This is a genomic window from Sunxiuqinia rutila (genome assembly GCF_050589705.1).
Lineage (GTDB): Bacteria > Bacteroidota > Bacteroidia > Bacteroidales > Prolixibacteraceae > Sunxiuqinia > Sunxiuqinia rutila.
On the sequence record NZ_JBNGOT010000018.1, the window covers coordinates 15468 to 30685 of the forward strand.

15 protein-coding genes are annotated in these 15218 nt (G+C 43.9%); 13 read left to right on the forward strand and 2 right to left on the reverse strand.

Annotated features, from left to right (window positions below):
• The first annotated feature begins 300 nt into the window (after positions 1-300).
• The 13 genes from ACRD6K_RS17620 to ACRD6K_RS17680 all read left to right on the forward strand — a co-directional run bounded on the left by ACRD6K_RS17620 (position 301) and on the right by ACRD6K_RS17680 (position 14389).
• The gene (locus ACRD6K_RS17620; RefSeq protein ID WP_430974347.1) at positions 301-2721 is read left to right on the forward strand and encodes an ATP-binding protein; all 2421 of its coding nucleotides are present in this window, start codon (positions 301-303) and stop codon (positions 2719-2721) included.
• Between the two features lie 37 nt (positions 2722-2758).
• A complete protein-coding gene (locus tag ACRD6K_RS17625; RefSeq protein ID WP_299582822.1) occupies positions 2759-4114 on the forward strand; it encodes a sigma-54-dependent transcriptional regulator in 1356 nt (451 codons plus the stop codon).
• Positions 4115-4191: 77 nt separating this feature from the next.
• Positions 4192-4605, forward strand: coding sequence for a response regulator (locus ACRD6K_RS17630; RefSeq protein ID WP_299582819.1), 414 nt, complete (start codon positions 4192-4194; stop codon positions 4603-4605).
• Positions 4606-4801: 196 nt separating this feature from the next.
• The gene (locus ACRD6K_RS17635; RefSeq protein ID WP_299582816.1) at positions 4802-5332 is read left to right on the forward strand and encodes an HdeD family acid-resistance protein; all 531 of its coding nucleotides are present in this window, start codon (positions 4802-4804) and stop codon (positions 5330-5332) included.
• 625 nt (positions 5333-5957) lie between these two features.
• Positions 5958-6245 carry a YtxH domain-containing protein gene (locus ACRD6K_RS17640; RefSeq protein ID WP_299582813.1) on the forward strand — a complete coding sequence of 96 codons (288 nt, stop codon included), beginning with the start codon at positions 5958-5960 and terminating at the stop codon, positions 6243-6245.
• A 26-nt stretch (positions 6246-6271) separates the two neighbouring features.
• The gene (locus ACRD6K_RS17645; protein ID WP_299582809.1) at positions 6272-6640 is read left to right on the forward strand and encodes a phage holin family protein; all 369 of its coding nucleotides are present in this window, start codon (positions 6272-6274) and stop codon (positions 6638-6640) included.
• Positions 6637-6867 carry a hypothetical protein gene (locus ACRD6K_RS17650; protein WP_299582806.1) on the forward strand — a complete coding sequence of 77 codons (231 nt, stop codon included), beginning with the start codon at positions 6637-6639 and terminating at the stop codon, positions 6865-6867. Before ACRD6K_RS17645 ends, ACRD6K_RS17650 begins: the two co-directional genes overlap by 4 nt.
• A 64-nt stretch (positions 6868-6931) precedes the next feature.
• Positions 6932-7807: a universal stress protein gene (locus tag ACRD6K_RS17655; protein WP_430974348.1), complete on the forward strand. Its 876-nt coding sequence runs from the start codon at positions 6932-6934 to the stop codon at positions 7805-7807.
• Between the two features lie 30 nt (positions 7808-7837).
• On the forward strand, positions 7838-8329 hold the full coding sequence (locus ACRD6K_RS17660) for a Dps family protein (protein WP_299582800.1): 492 nt from the start codon (positions 7838-7840) through the stop codon (positions 8327-8329).
• 284 nt (positions 8330-8613) lie between these two features.
• Positions 8614-10446: a DNA topoisomerase IV subunit B gene (locus tag ACRD6K_RS17665; RefSeq protein WP_299582797.1), complete on the forward strand. Its 1833-nt coding sequence runs from the start codon at positions 8614-8616 to the stop codon at positions 10444-10446.
• A gap of 51 nt (positions 10447-10497) precedes the next feature.
• Positions 10498-13122: a DNA gyrase/topoisomerase IV subunit A gene (locus tag ACRD6K_RS17670; RefSeq protein WP_430974349.1), complete on the forward strand. Its 2625-nt coding sequence runs from the start codon at positions 10498-10500 to the stop codon at positions 13120-13122.
• Positions 13122-13622, forward strand: coding sequence for a shikimate kinase (locus tag ACRD6K_RS17675; protein WP_299582791.1), 501 nt, complete (start codon positions 13122-13124; stop codon positions 13620-13622). Before ACRD6K_RS17670 ends, ACRD6K_RS17675 begins: the two co-directional genes overlap by 1 nt.
• 2 nt (positions 13623-13624) lie before the next feature.
• Positions 13625-14389, forward strand: coding sequence for an MBL fold metallo-hydrolase (locus tag ACRD6K_RS17680; RefSeq protein WP_299582788.1), 765 nt, complete (start codon positions 13625-13627; stop codon positions 14387-14389).
• A gap of 204 nt (positions 14390-14593) precedes the next feature.
• Here ACRD6K_RS17680 and ACRD6K_RS17685 read toward each other — a convergent pair whose 3' ends face one another.
• Together ACRD6K_RS17685 and rbp are read right to left on the reverse strand one after the other, a co-directional pair.
• Positions 14594-14791 (reverse strand): cold-shock protein, encoded by a 198-nt coding sequence (locus tag ACRD6K_RS17685; RefSeq protein WP_299582785.1) that lies wholly within the window; start codon positions 14789-14791, stop codon positions 14594-14596.
• 14 nt (positions 14792-14805) lie between these two features.
• Positions 14806-15150 (reverse strand): RNA-binding regulator, encoded by a 345-nt coding sequence (gene rbp / locus ACRD6K_RS17690; protein WP_299582782.1) that lies wholly within the window; start codon positions 15148-15150, stop codon positions 14806-14808.
• Positions 15151-15218: the final 68 nt, after the last annotated feature.

Consider the following 15218-nt stretch of genomic DNA (forward strand, 5'->3'; position numbering starts at 1 on the left):
TGCTTGTGCATTTTGCAATTGCCTATCGAAATAACAGGCGGAGATGCGATTTGTTGTGGTTGCTCGTTGGGCTTCGGATGAAAAAGACCTCCCTTTTTTGTCCGATGCTCACTGGTACTGTCGTGTTAAGGAACTATTTTTTATGGGGAATAATCCTACGGATGTGATTGCTGGCTTATGAAAAATTGATAACTTGAAAACCTTGGCAGGAGGGTATTGTTGTTATGTTCAGAGGGCGGAACCTACCGGGTGCAGAATTCAGGAACAGGGCTATGAAAGCCTTTTAACCAAAGTGCATCGATGAAGAAAAAACTGGAAAAACAAATTGAAGAAATTGCCGGAATTATCAGTCAGCTTGACCATCAGGACATTGACGTGGAGTCGTTGATGGAGTTGGATGACTTGCTCGAACTGCTGAGTAATAAGATTAAGTCCACCAAGCTGGGCTACCCGCTTACCCGCGAATCTCAAAACCTGGATTCAGTCAGGCATGAAGCCATCTTTATTTTCGACCGGAGCTATACGGTTTTTAGGTATACCGGTATTTTCGACCACCTGTTTTACCCAACCAGAAGTGGCTCTTTGCAATTGTTCGACCTACTGAAAGTGGAGCGGCAGGAGGTTTTCAAAGAGAAGGTTGACCGCTTGCTTTCCAGCAAGGAAAATCAGGAGTTTGAAACGATCATTAATTCTGCCCAGGGTATTCCTTTGGCGGCAAACATCAGCCTGGAGTTGCTTGCCGAAGCTGGCGGTGATGAGCTGATTATGGGGGGTGTTAATTTCTCGAACACCACCATGACCGACATTAAAAACTACCAGCAGATTGTGATTGAAAACCTGCCCGATATTGATGTTTACTTGTTTGATTCGGACTACCGCTATGTGCTGGCAGGCGGGCGTGAAAAAGAACGCTTTGGCTTGACCAATAGCTATTTTGCCGGCAAAACCTTGTTTGAAGCCTTTGATGAGAAGATTCACAAGCGCCTGTTCCCGTTTTACCACAAAGCCCTAAGTGGCGAGATGGGCGATGGCGAAATCCGGATTGAGGATCAGGTGTATTACATTTGGGCCACGCCGGTAAGGAATTTCAATGGTCAAGTGGTTGGGGGAACAGCTATTGTGCAGAATGTGACCAAGGACAAGGAAGTGGAAATGCGCCTGAAAAAAGCGAAGGACGACGCACAAAAAGCCGATCAGGCCAAGTCGGTATTTTTAGCCAATATGAGCCACGAAATCCGTACCCCGCTCAACGCCATCATCGGTTTTGCCGAACAACTCGGGAATACCGAACTCACCAAGCAGCAGGAAGATTTCATTCGCTTCATCAGCGACTCTTCCGAGCACCTGCTTTCGCTGGTCAATGAAATTCTGATCCTCTTTAAGCTGGGCATGGGAAAGGTGTATATTGAAAAAATTCCTTTCAACCTGACCAGCGAACTGAATGTGATCTACAACCTGTTCATCATTAAAGCCAATGAAAAGAAATTGCGCTTGTCGGTGCAGATTGACCCGCAAATTCCGGAGACCTTGATTGGTGACCCCTTTCGGCTGCGGCAGGTGATGATCAACCTGATGTCGAATGCGCTGAAATATACGGATGAAGGGGTGGTTGAACTTCGTTGCCTGTTGGTTGAAGAGGAGCCTGGTCGCGTAAAGTTGCGGTTTGAAGTGGAAGATACCGGCATGGGGATTTCGCGGGACTTGCAGCCGGTTATTTTTGAAGAGTTTACTCAGTCTTCCGCCAACCTGGACAAAAAACGCAAGGGAGCCGGCCTGGGGCTGACCATCTGCAAGAAGCTGATTGAGCTGATGAATGGTCAGATTCAGGTGAGCAGTGAACCCGGAGCGGGCAGTTTGTTTTCGGTGACCCTGCCTTTGCAAAAAGCACGGAAAGAGGACGAAGCCGAACGCGAGAGCCATTATTCGCTGCGGGATAATCAGCTGGAAGGCAAAAAAATTCTGTTTGCCGATGATGATGAGTATAACCTTTTGCTGGCCGAAACGGTCTTGTCAAACTGGAAGGCTGATTATGAGCTGGCCCGTAATGGCAAAGAAGCTGCAAGCTTGCTTCGCGCATCAGCCTACGATATTGTATTGCTCGACATTCATATGCCCCATAAAAATGGACTGGAGGTGGTGAGTGAAATCCGAAACGATGCCCGGAACCCGAATTTTGACACCAAAGCACTGGCTGTAACGGCCAATGTGCTGAAAAGTGATATTAACTTGTATATGGATCATGGATTTGATGGTTATGTGCTCAAGCCATTTAAGGAAACGGAGTTGTATAATAAGATCTGCAATATTTTGCAGCTAACCCGAAATGAGGCGCGTCCCCTGCAGGTCAATGCACCTGTGGATACTTTAAGCCCTTTGGAGGATAGGTTCAGTACGGATAGCCTGTGGCAAACGTCGAATGGCGATGAGGCATTTTTCAATAAAATGATTGATACATTCGAGAAGAATTCACACCGTTTTGCGGTCGGATTTGAGAAAGATCTGAATGAGCAAGCCTGGCAACGATTGGGTGAGAGTGCCCATCGGGCCATCCCTTCCTTCAAGTTTTTTGGGTTGAATCGATTGGTGAAACAACTGGAAGAACTGGAAGACCTGGCCTTGCGGGAGCAAGCCTATCAGAAACTTCCGGATAAAACCAAAGAGGTTATCAGTAAGTTGCAGGATGTGAAGCAGGAAGCCCGAAAGGCGCGTCGAAAATATTAAGCCAAATGCATAAAAAGACTATAAATAAGCAGAACCTATGAGTAAGATACTAATCATTGATGACGACACGTTTATTTGCGAAATTCTGAAAAAGCAACTGACAAGTAACGGCTACCAGGTGGAAACAGCCTTTTCAGGCAGAAAGGGGATGGAAGCGGTCAAGAGTAAAACCTTCGACTTGGTGCTTTGTGATTTTAGGTTGCCTGACACCGATGGGCTGGAATTGCTGCAACGCATCAAAGCGATTTCCCGATCCACCATCGTGATTATTATTACCGCTTATGCCGATGTTCGCCAGGCGGTGAAGCTGATGAAAATGGGAGCTGAAGATTACATCACCAAGCCTTTGCAGCACGAGGAGATTCTGGCTCTTGTCAAGCAAAAACTAACCGACGAGAAAAAGGAGAGCGCGCAGGCCGATGATCACATTTACACCGATGGTGACTTTGTGATGGGCAAGAGTGATAATATGCGTTCGGTCATTAACTTGTCGCGGCGTGTGGCACCAACCAATATGTCTGTGCTTATTCAAGGGGAAACCGGAACCGGCAAAGAGTATATTGCCCGGTTTATTCATCAGCACAGCAAGCGTAACAACAAGCCTTTTGTGGCACTCGACTGCGGGGCAATTCCGAAGGATCTGGCCAACAGCGAGCTGTTTGGGCATATCAAAGGATCGTTTACCGGCGCGGTTCGCGATAAGGAAGGGGTTTTTCAGCAGGCCAACGGTGGGACCCTTTTTCTGGATGAGATTGGGAATCTGACTTATGACATTCAGGTACGTTTGCTTCGTGTGCTGCAGGAACGTACCGTTTCGCGGGTGGGCGAAAACAAATCACAGAAGGTTGATGTGCGCATTATTACGGCTACCAACGATGATTTGTTGGATGAAGTGAGCCAGAACCGTTTTCGGGAAGATTTATACCACCGGGTGAATGAGTTTAAAATTAACCTGCCTTCGCTTCGGGAGCGGAGAGAAGATATTTTGTTTTTTGCCAATCACTTTCTGCAGGCCTCCAATGACGAGTTGGGCTTGCAGGTAGAACAAATAGCGCCGGATGCTGAGTTGATTTTGCAAAAATACCCGTGGCACGGGAACCTTCGGGAGTTGAAAAATGTGATTAAGCGGGCCACTTTGCTGTCAGGCGGTACGGAGATCACAAAAGACTGCCTGCCGCGCGATATTGTTTACCCATCGGAATCGGAAGTGAAGAGTGAAACGGTGGAAATTGGCGAATCCAAATTGAAAGATGCCTCGTCTGAGTTTGAGAAACAGCTTATTTTGCGAACCATTGAAGAGGCCGGGTACAATAAGTCGAAAGCAGCCCGACTGCTGAAAATTGATCGAAAAACATTGTACAACAAGATCAAGCAATACGGAATTGAGATTTAGTGTGCGCCTGATTCTTTGGAATGGATATTGAACATTGGGGGCATTGAGGAGGATGCAAAATGTGCCAATCAAATTTATTGAAGAAAATAGCCATTGTGGACGAGAATCAGGACTGTCTAGGCGTGAAAGGGGGAAGCCTGAGTCAGGAGACCTTGAAAAAACAGGTCCAATGTTTTTCAAAAGCAGCCGGCCTGTTAAGTTACCTGAAACAACTTAAGCAAGAAGGATTGTTTGAAAAATTCCCGGATTATGTGTTGATAGACATTCACTTGCCCGATATGGATGCCATAACGTTTTTGAATAGCTTTGAGGAGCTTGTTGCCAATATTGAAACGCCGGAAGTCTTTATCCTGTCAAGTTCAGGGAGCAAGAAAAGCCGGGACCTGGCCATGCAATATCCCTTTGTGAGTGCCTATTTGAAGAAACCGGTTTCGGCTGATTTAATTGAAGTGTTGATTGCCGGCAGAGGTGTGGATGATTCCCCTCATTAGTTTGTGGATATTTTTGCCCATTGATCCGCTCAGCCGATAGGCGTTGCAGCAAACTTTTTTTTTCGTTTAATTTTATAGCTGAAGTTGCTGTTTTTAGAATGAACCTCTCAAGTCGATTTAGTGGGCTGAGCTGTAAGCGCAGACAGAATCTCATTGAAGGAAGACTTGTAATATAAATTAAATACCACTGATCACGATGAATTTTCAACTGTCCGACAAATCATCATTGAGCTATGTGAGAGGGATTGTCATGATCCTTTTAGGAGTAGCGCTTTTGTTTTTTCCGGGTTTCACCTTGCTGTCCATTACCCGCTTTGTTGCCGCTTTCCTTTTGGTGAAAGGAGCCTTGTCGGGCCTTGTTTTGCTGCTTTCCAAAAACCGACCAAGACGCTCTTCTTTTGTGTTCGAGCTAATTTTTGATCTTGGTATCGGGCTCCTGATTTTGTATAACCCTAGTGGAACAATTTCATTCTTTGTTATTCTGCTGGCCATTTGGGCCTTATTGGGGGGATTGCTTATGGCTTTTTCGTTTACAAGCTTGCGAAGAGCCGGCATCACCAATTGGGGCTTATTTCTCAGCAGCGTCATTGCCTTGTCTTTTGGGTTGGTGCTTATCTTCGAACCTTTACGCAGCGGATTAACGCTGGCTACGGTTATTGGGGCTTTTGCCCTGGTGTATGGGGTAGTCAGTTTGCTTTCCAATCTTTCGCAAAAACACCTTCAATAGCCCTTGGTGTTCCTACCTGTTCTGTCGGTGGTCGAAAAATTTGCATCATTTTCTTCAGCTTCTCGGTGCTGAGATTTTGCTTCTGTTTACGAACCGGCTTACCAAGGTGTTTTCACTCACGTTAATCAGGTGCATTTCCGCAAGCCTGCACTTTGTAGGACAACTTCGAATAGAGGAATGGGCTGCCTGGCCTTCTCCTTAGGTTAATGAATTGATTTTCCCAAGGCTTAACTCTTGATAAGGTTTTTCCACAAGTTGTGGAACATATTCTACTTCTTTAAAGCCGTTTGTTTGATGGGAGATGTTTGTAAGCTCTTGTTATTCAGTAAATGGTGGGGTGAGGTTGTTGGCTGGGCCTTTTGGAATGGTTTTTTCTCTTTTGTAAGTAAATGCTGAAAAACAAAAATCATGAGGAATCTGAAGAAACGAATTGAGAATATGAATCTTTATTTGAATTCCAAGTCGTATTCAGCTAAAGATAAACAGACCATCCGCGGAAGCAATTCCCGAATGCGGTCCGGACGAATAACAACGACCCGTGATAATAACACAAATACGCGGACGTCGGATAAGTGGAAGACGTCTATTTAGATAACTTAATTATTAACCATTAAAAAATGAAGCCATGAGTAAAGCAACACGAAATGCCCTGTTGGGATTTGTTGCCGGTGCTGCCGCTGGAGCATTAGCCGGAGTTTTATTAGCCCCTGAAAAAGGTGAAAAAACAAGAAAGAAAATCCAGAAAAAAGTGAAGCGAGTATCTGAAGACATGACCGATGTGATCGGAGAAAAAGTTGACCATTTGAAAGATCAGGTTAATGAAATGATCGATCAGGTCAAGGAGAAAACAAACGAAGTGGAAGAGAAAGTTAAAAAAGAAGCCAAAGCGCAGGCAGATGCCGGTGGAAAGTAAGCTAATCATTAAAATTCTCTAATCTTATGAGCAAAAACCTATCAGATAATGTCAATGAACTGAGTGAAGTTACAAAGAAGTATGTTCAGACACGCATTGAGCTGTTGAAGCTTTCGGTGCTTAGCAAAGTAACCCAGGTTACAAGTTATTTTATCAGCACCCTAGTGTTGATTACGGGTGTAGCAATGGTGGTGTTTTTCTGCTTTGCTGCATTTGTTGCCTGGTATGGGCAGGTTTATCATGATTATCTGACAGGTTTGCTGCTTGTCATCGGAGTGCTTGTTGTGCTTGTTGTCCTGTTTGCCTTACTGAAAAAACAGTTGGTTACCTCGCTGGTTTTAAGAAAGTATTCCTCCTTGTTGTTTGACGATGAAGAAGAGGAGGTAGAATTATGAAGGACATCAGAAACATGCGTGAATTGAAACTGAAAAGACAGAACCTACGCTTTAAGTCGCGCTATTTGGAAGATAAATTGAAAGATCAATCCGGCGAGGCGATACAAGCCTTTACAGGGTATGTTAAGAACCTGGCTTTTGAAACAGGTTTAAAGATTGCCCTGCAGTTGTTTTTTCGACATCGAAAACATCAAAAAGAAGCGGATCCCGAATCAACGACAAAATAAAATAAGGGTTAGTTGTCATTTTACGATGATTGCCCTGCAACAATAGAACTCAAATCAAAAAGTCATGAAAACAAATTTATTGCTACTGGATACCTCAAAAAATATGGAACCCCTCATTTTTTCGGGCTTCAACTTAAGTAACCAGCAACAGCGAAAACTTAAAATAAGCTATGTGCTGGACTTTAATTGGATGGGAAGCGGTGCTTTTATTGAGCCAACAGGCTCTAATATTGATGCTAGCCTCCGCGTGGCCGAGAAAACATTGAGAAAAGATTTTGAACAAGCCCGAACAGAAATGCAAAGCATTGTGGCAAAATACCTGGAGCTTCACCCACAAAACGTTCCTTATGAGCTGGATGTGGTGGAGAATGACCGGTTGAGTGTTGTTAATAAAACGATAGAGGAAGAGAAAGATGTTTTGCTGCTAATGAGCAATTACAACAGCTATTCCGGACTGGACACCGGAGCAATCAACTATCCCAATATCATTGATAAAGTAGCTTGCCCGGTTTTAATTCTTCCCGACGATACTCCTACGGCGGGCATCAATACATACTTGTATGCTACAGCCTTTCACCCCGAAGATTTTAAGGCCATGCGCCACTTGAAAGAATTGACAGAAGGCCTGAGCCAACGCAGTCTGACCGTTTTTCACAACCTGGAATCCACCAATTTTGAATCGATTTTGAAATGGACCGGATTTAAAACCATGACCAAGGAAAGTATCGAGGGATTTCAATTGAACTTTGCCCATTCGCATGAGAAAAATGTACGCGAGGGATTGAAAAAATACCTGGAAGATGAAAAACCAGACGTCCTTGTGATCATGAAAGAAACAAAAGGCTTTTTAGCTGACCTGTTTTCTTCATCGGAAACACATTATGTGCTCACTCATTTTAAACGACCGGTATTGGTCTATCACGAAGAAAACCTGAAATAACGAATTCATTAAAAGCGAAAGAGGAAGACCATGGAAACAAAAGAAAAAACATTTGTAAGACTAGGATTTAACCAAAAAGATACCTCAGAACTGATCGAGCAAATCAATCGTTTAATCTCCAGTTACCATGTCCATTACCAGAAATTACGCAATTTTCATTGGAATGTAACCGGCAAAGACTTTTTTGATTTGCATGAGAAGTTCGAGGAATTATACGATTTTTCCAAAGTGAACATTGATGATTTGGCTGAGCGGGTGCGGGTATTTGGAGCCCACCCAACGGCAACCTTACAGGAATACCTGACCATTTCCAAAATTCAGGAACCCGAGGGAATTCCCGGCCCCGAAGAGATGGTTGGACAAATTCTGAGTGACTTCGAGATTTTGTTGTCGCAAATGATTAATGTCCTTGAAACGGCCAATGATTTGGGAGATGTGTCCACCATTGACTTGGTAAACTCAATGGTAAAGCAGACCGAAAAATATTTTTGGATGTTCACTTCCTGGATGGAAGACAAATAGTCGAATTTAAATTTTATTTATAGAAAGCTGTTGATTTTTCAACAGCTTTTTTATTGCCTGAAAACACCGACCGGCGCTGTTTCTAACCGTTAAATCCTAATTAAGAGTGAAAGTAAATAGCGATGAATTAATGACTTTTTAAGCAAAGGATCAAGGTTTATGACTATTTTTACAAACTTGGCCTCCCAAGGAAGTTTTCAACCGTGGTTTGTTAATTATTGACAAAATCGAGGGACTTCAAGGGTGTTTTGTTTTCTTTATATTTGTGACAAATAGCAATAAGTATGACTCCTAATTACGATGAAGGTTCGATAAGAACGCTTGATTGGCAGGAACATATCCGGAAGCGTCCCGGAATGTATATCGGAAAGCTGGGTGATGGAACTGCCTCTGACGATGGAATTTATGTGCTTCTAAAAGAAGTCATGGATAACTCAATTGATGAGTTTATGATGGGCTTTGGTAAGAGAATCGAAGTTCATGTTTCAAACGAGTTGGTAAGTGTACGCGATTTTGGACGTGGAATTCCTTTGGGCAAGCTGCTTGATGTTGCTTCGAAAATGAATACCGGGGCCAAATACGACTCGGAAGTTTTTAAAAAATCAGTTGGACTGAACGGAGTTGGTATAAAAGCGGTGAATGCCTTGTCGACCAGCTTTGTCATCAAGGCATTTCGGGAAGGACAGGTCAAAGAGATTGCTTTTTCAAGAGGACAGGTCGTTGAGGAGAAAGAACTGGGAACAACTGAGGAACCCAATGGAACAATGGTTTCCTTTGTGCCGGATGGAGATATTTTCAGAAGTTTCCGCTTCCAGAAGGACTATGTGGATAACATGATGAAGAATTACTCGTTCCTGAATGCCGGATTAACCATCTTGTGCAACGGAGAACGGTTTCAGTCAAAGAATGGACTGAAAGATCTTCTGGAAGAAAATCTGGATGCCGAGCCTCTTTACCCGGTTATTCATCTGAAAGGCGAAGATATTGAAGCGGCTCTTACCCATGGCAATCAATATGGCGAAGACTATTATTCGTTTGTAAACGGGCAGCATACCACGCAGGGAGGAACCCACTTGGTCGCTTTTCGTGAAGCCATTGTGAAAACGGTGCGTGATTTCTACAAAAAGGATTTTGATCCTTCCGATATCCGGGCATCCATCATTGCGGCCATCAGCATCAAGGTGGAAGAGCCTGTGTTTGAATCTCAAACCAAAACCAAATTAGGATCACGCGACATTGGCCCTGACGGCCCCAGCGTGCGTAACCATGTGGTCTCCTTTATTCAGAAGGAACTGGACAACTACCTGCATAAAAATCAGGAGGTGGCCGAGGTGTTGCTGCGACGAATTCAGGAGTCGGAGCGTGAGCGAAAGGCTATTTCCGGGATCAAAAAACTGGCCAAGCAACGGGCGAAAAAATCGAGCCTGCACAATAAAAAATTGCGCGACTGTCGAATTCATTACAACAAAAACCATGAGCGCAAAAGCGAATCATCGATTTTTATCACCGAGGGAGATTCGGCCAGTGGATCGATTACCAAGTCGCGCGATGTGAATACGCAAGCGGTGTTCAGTTTACGTGGAAAACCGCTGAACACCTATGGAATGACCAAAAAGGTGGTCTATGAAAATGAGGAATTTAACTTGTTGCAGGCTGCTCTGAATATTGAGGAGAGCATGGAAGATTTGCGCTACAACAAGGTTATTATCGCCACCGATGCCGATGTGGACGGTATGCATATTCGCTTGTTATTAATCACGTTCTTTTTGCAATTCTTCCCGGAGTTGGTCAAAAAAGGACACCTTTATATTTTTCAAACCCCCTTGTTTCGTGTTCGGAATAAGCAGAAAACCTTTTATTGCTATTCCGAAGAAGAGCGTTTGGCGGCCGTAAAAGCGGTGGGAGCCAAGCCAGAAATTACCCGATTCAAAGGATTGGGGGAAATATCACCCGATGAATTCAAGAAGTTTATTGGTCCGGATATTCGTCTGGAGCCCGTTCAAATGAAAAAACATGAATCTGTTTCGCAGATGCTTGATTTTTACATGGGGAAAAATACCCCGGACCGGCAGGAGTTTATCATCGATAACCTCTATGTGGAAAAAGACGAAGTGTAATTCATTCGCGTGATTGATTGAACCTAAAGTTTTACCTATAATAAAATCGTTGTGGCAGAAGAGGAAGTAAACAAAGATAGTCAGCAGGCTGATAAAAGTGATGGCATTACCTACTTGTCAGGGATGTACCAGGATTGGTTTCTTGATTATGCATCATATGTTATTTTAGAACGTGCAGTGCCTTATGTCAATGATGGATTGAAACCCGTTCAACGACGTATTTTGCACGCTATGCGCGAGATGGATGATGGACGGTACAATAAAGTGGCCAACATCATTGGGCAAACCATGCAATATCACCCACACGGTGATGCCTCTATCGGCGATGCTCTGGTTCAGCTGGGACAAAAAGATTTGCTGGTTGACAGCCAGGGAAACTGGGGAAATATTTTAACCGGCGATGGGGCAGCTGCTCCACGTTACATTGAGGCTCGTTTGTCAAAATTTGCCCTCGATGTAGTGTTCAATCCCAAAACGACCAACTGGAAATTGTCTTATGATGGGCGGAAGAAAGAGCCCATTACTCTGCCTGTTAAGTTCCCTTTGTTGTTAACCCAAGGTGTAGAAGGAATTGCAGTTGGGTTGGCATCGAAAATTCTTCCTCATAACTTCAATGAGCTTATTGATGCCTCGATCGCCTATTTGAAGGGAGAGGAATTTGAAATTTTTCCGGATTTTCCAACAGGCGGATCGGCCGATTTTTCGCGTTACAACGACGGACTTCGCGGAGGAGCTATAAAGGTGCGTGCCAAGATTGAGAAAGTGGACAACAAAACTTTGGCCATCACAGAACTGCCTTTTGGAAAGACCACTTCAAGCCTAATCGAATCGATTATTAAGGCCAACGATAAAAATAAAATCAAAGTAAAACGCATTGATGACAACACTTCTGATCGGGTGGAGATTCTGGTGCATCTTGGCGCCGGAGTATCTTCTGATAAGACCATCGATGCCTTGTATGCCTTTACTGATTGTGAGGTTTCCATTTCACCCAACGCGTGTATTATCGAAAATGATAAGCCGCTTTTCATTGGCGTGAGCGATATTTTGAAACGCAACACGAATCAAACGTTGGCTTTGCTTAAGCTGGAACTGGAGATCCGCAAGGGGGAGCTTGAAGAAGCCTGGCACTTTTCCTCTTTGGAGAAGATTTTTATTGAAGAACGCATTTACAAGGATAAAGAGTTTGAGCAGGCCGAAAATATGGACGAGGCGGTGGCTCATATTGATCATCGGCTGGAACCATGGAAGCCTAAGCTGAAGCGGGAGATAACGCGGGATGATATTCTGAGGTTGATGGAAATCCGCATGGCGCGTATCCTTAAATTCAATACGGATAAGGCCAACAATCATATTCAGTCGATTGAAGATGAAATTGAAGAAATCATCCGGAAAATTCAAAACATCGTTCCCTTTACGATTGAATATTTCCAACGGATAAAAGATAAGTACGGTAAGGAACGGGAGCGCAAAACGGAGATCCGAAGTTTTGAAAGCATCGAAGCCAGTAAGGTGGTTGTTGCCAACGAAAAACTCTATTTCGACCGGGAAGAAGGCTTTATGGGAACAAGTTTGCGCAAGGCCGAATACGTTTGTGATTGTTCCGATATGGACGATATTATTGTTTTCCGGAAAGATGGAACGTATTTCGTGACCAAAGTGTCGGAAAAAGCGTTTGTGGGCAAAAACATTCAGCACCTTGGCGTATTCAAAAGAAACGATAAACGGACGATTTACAATGTGGTTTATCGTGATGGACGACAAGGAACGTTCTACATGAAACGTTTTGCCGTTACCGGCATGACCCGTGATAAAGAATATGACCTGACTAAAGGAACAGCGGGCTCCCGAATTTGGTATTTCAGTGCCAACCCCAATGGCGAAGCCGAAGTGTTGCGGGTTACCCTGAAACATAAGGCACGCCTGAAAAAACTCAACTTTGAAGTGGACTTTGGCGAGTTGGCCATTAAAGGCCGTGGAGCCATGGGGAATATCCTGACGAAGAACGATGTGCACAAAATCAGCCTGAAGGAAAAAGGGGTTTCGACCCTTGGTGGACGGAAAATATGGTTTGACCCGGATGTGTTGAGGATTAATTCCGATTCAAGAGGTAAGTTCCTGGGCGAGTTCCAGGGGGAAGACAAGATTTTGGTTCTTTACAAGAACGGAGAGTATCAGTTGTATAACTTCGACTTGTCAAATCATTTTGATCCGGACATCCTGGTGATTGAGAAGTTTGACCATGCCAAGATATTATCGGTAGTGTATTACGATGCCCAGCAGGAATATTACTACGTTAAGCGTTTTGAAATAGACGAAACCATGGGACGACGCATCAGCTTTATAGGTGATCATCCCGACAGCAAGCTGGTTAGCTTAACTTGGGTGCATTATCCCCGTCTGGAGATTGAATTTGGCGGAAAAAATTCGGCGCGGGAAAATGAAATTATTGAGGTGGCCGAGTTTATTGGTGTAAAATCGTACAAAGCGCGAGGCAAGCGGTTGACTAATTACGAGGTTGAGAATATTACCGAGATTGAACCAGTTGTGAAGGATGAGGATGATAAGCCGGCTTCGGATATCGAACCGGAAGAAGTTTCGGACGATGTGCCTTTTGAAGTGAAGCCTACGGACGAAGAGGAAGAAGACGATAAAAATCAAATGTCACTGTTTTGATGAAAGTATTTTTGATCGGATATATGGGCTGTGGAAAATCAACCTTGGGGAGAAAGCTTTCGGAGCAGTTGAATATTCCGTTTGTTGATTTGGACAAGTATATTGAGGAAAAATACTTTAAGTCGATCCCACAGATTTTCGCAGAAGAGGGGGAGACGGCATTCCGAAAAAAGGAACAAAAAGCACTGATGGAAGTTGCCGATTTTGACCGGGTTATTGTTGCTACCGGAGGTGGGGCTCCCTGTTTTTTTGATAATATGGAGCTGATGAACCAAGCCGGGTTGTGTGTTTTTTTAGATGTGCCAACAGCAGCGTTGGCCGACCGGCTGAGTCAATCAAAAACAGAACGTCCGCTCATCAAAGGGAAATCCAATGAGGAGTTGCTGGCCTTTATCGAAAATGCGATGGCTGTTCGTCGGCCATTTTACGAAAAGGCAAAATGTATTTTAAAAGGAGATCAGATTTTACCAGAGCAAATTATTGCTGAAATAAAAAATTGAACGTGAGTCAACTTGAAATTTGTGCATTGGCGTCGGGAAGCAATGGAAATTGCTATTATGTGGGGAATGAAAAAGAAGCGGTTTTGGTTGATGCTGGCTTGTCGGCCAGGCAAATTCAACTTCGGTTGGAGCAGAAACAGATTGATCCTTCCAAGTTGAAGGCAGTTCTGATCACGCATGAGCATAGCGATCATTGTCGGGGTGCCCGCGTGTTGGGCAAGCGCATGGGGATTCCGGTGTACCTTACTAAAAAAACGTTTTTGGCCATGCGTAAGGCTGTCCGGCCTGAAACGCCCCGCTGGTTTGAACCCAATGAAGAATTTCAGGTTGGCGAGTTTTCCGTTTTACCCTTTTCCAAACAACACGATGCAGTGGAAGCTTGTTCTTTTCGGGTTTCCTATGCCGGCAAACATGTTGGTGTGATGACTGACATTGGAGAAGCCTGCGAACGTGTGAAAGCTGAGTTTGCCCGCTGTCATGCTGTTTTTCTGGAAAGTAACTACGATGACGATATGCTGATGAATGGCCCGTATCCTTATTACCTGAAACAGCGCGTGGCTTCTGATAGGGGACACTTGTCCAACGAACAGGCTTGTTTGTTATTGAAGGAGCATGCCGGGGAACAGTTGCATACCATCCTGCTGAGTCACCTTTCAGGCGAGAACAATACGCCGGAGAAGGCCTATGCGGTTTTTGAAAGCCTTAGCCAAACCTATCGGATTGAGTTAACCTCCAGGCACGCACCCACCGAAATAATTGCAATTTAGCTGTGTCTTTTTAGTTTTTTGATCTTCCGGTTTGCTTTGTAGAAGTATTCTGAAGAGCAATTGCCTATTGCTTATTTTTGGAAAATCATGGACGTACTAAATAAAAAAAGCCTGACCGAAGCCAGGCTTTTAATAATACAAGTAGTGATAAATATCGTTAATTGAAGGAGCTGACTTCGAAAAGTACCCGCTCCAATCGCAGAATTAGTCTACTTTAGTTACGTTCGTTGCAATTGGTCCTTTGTTTCCTTGACCAATTTCAAATTCTACAGTCTCGTCAGTGTCAAGACCAGCGTAGGCATCAGCTAAACCAGAACGGTGAACAAAGATGTCTTTGTTGTCCTCGGTCAGGATAAATCCAAAACCTTTGGTTGCGTCATACCATTTTACAGTACCTTTCATAATCAAGCTCCTAATTAGTAGTTTGATCTGAAGTTGTTGTCTCTACGGCCGTAACCGCCGCCACCGCCACGGTTGTTGCCACCACGGAAGCCACCGCCGCCACGGTTGTTGTCTCTCTTTTTCTCGATAGACTCATTAACAACCATAGAGCGTCCTTCTACTTCTGCACCGTTCAATTCTTCAATCGCTTTTTGAGCTTCTTCAGCATTAGCCATTTCAACGAATCCGAATCCTTTACTTCTACCAGTAAATTTGTCTGTGATTAACTTTACAGAAGTCAGCTCACCATACTCCTCAAAGATCTCACGCATATCATCTTCAGTAATTGCGTAATTGAGGTTTCCTACAAAAATGTTCATAATCAGTATTAAAATAAAAATGTGAATGGCAAATGTAGACTAATTTTGCTTTAAAAAAAATAAAATGG

Coding starts and splice junctions, on each gene's coding strand:
- ACRD6K_RS17660 (WP_299582800.1), top strand. CDS start 7,838: ATGGAAACAAAAGAAAAAACATTTGTAAGACTAGGATTTAACCAAAAA.
- ACRD6K_RS17625 (WP_299582822.1), top strand. CDS start 2,759: ATGAGTAAGATACTAATCATTGATGACGACACGTTTATTTGCGAAATT.
- ACRD6K_RS17655 (WP_430974348.1), top strand. CDS start 6,932: ATGAAAACAAATTTATTGCTACTGGATACCTCAAAAAATATGGAACCC.
- ACRD6K_RS17675 (WP_299582791.1), top strand. CDS start 13,122: ATGAAAGTATTTTTGATCGGATATATGGGCTGTGGAAAATCAACCTTG.
- rbp (WP_299582782.1), bottom strand. CDS start 15,150: ATGAACATTTTTGTAGGAAACCTCAATTACGCAATTACTGAAGATGAT.
- ACRD6K_RS17640 (WP_299582813.1), top strand. CDS start 5,958: ATGAGTAAAGCAACACGAAATGCCCTGTTGGGATTTGTTGCCGGTGCT.
- ACRD6K_RS17665 (WP_299582797.1), top strand. CDS start 8,614: ATGACTCCTAATTACGATGAAGGTTCGATAAGAACGCTTGATTGGCAG.
- ACRD6K_RS17620 (WP_430974347.1), top strand. CDS start 301: ATGAAGAAAAAACTGGAAAAACAAATTGAAGAAATTGCCGGAATTATC.
- ACRD6K_RS17650 (WP_299582806.1), top strand. CDS start 6,637: ATGAAGGACATCAGAAACATGCGTGAATTGAAACTGAAAAGACAGAAC.
- ACRD6K_RS17645 (WP_299582809.1), top strand. CDS start 6,272: ATGAGCAAAAACCTATCAGATAATGTCAATGAACTGAGTGAAGTTACA.
- ACRD6K_RS17685 (WP_299582785.1), bottom strand. CDS start 14,791: ATGAAAGGTACTGTAAAATGGTATGACGCAACCAAAGGTTTTGGATTT.
- ACRD6K_RS17635 (WP_299582816.1), top strand. CDS start 4,802: ATGAATTTTCAACTGTCCGACAAATCATCATTGAGCTATGTGAGAGGG.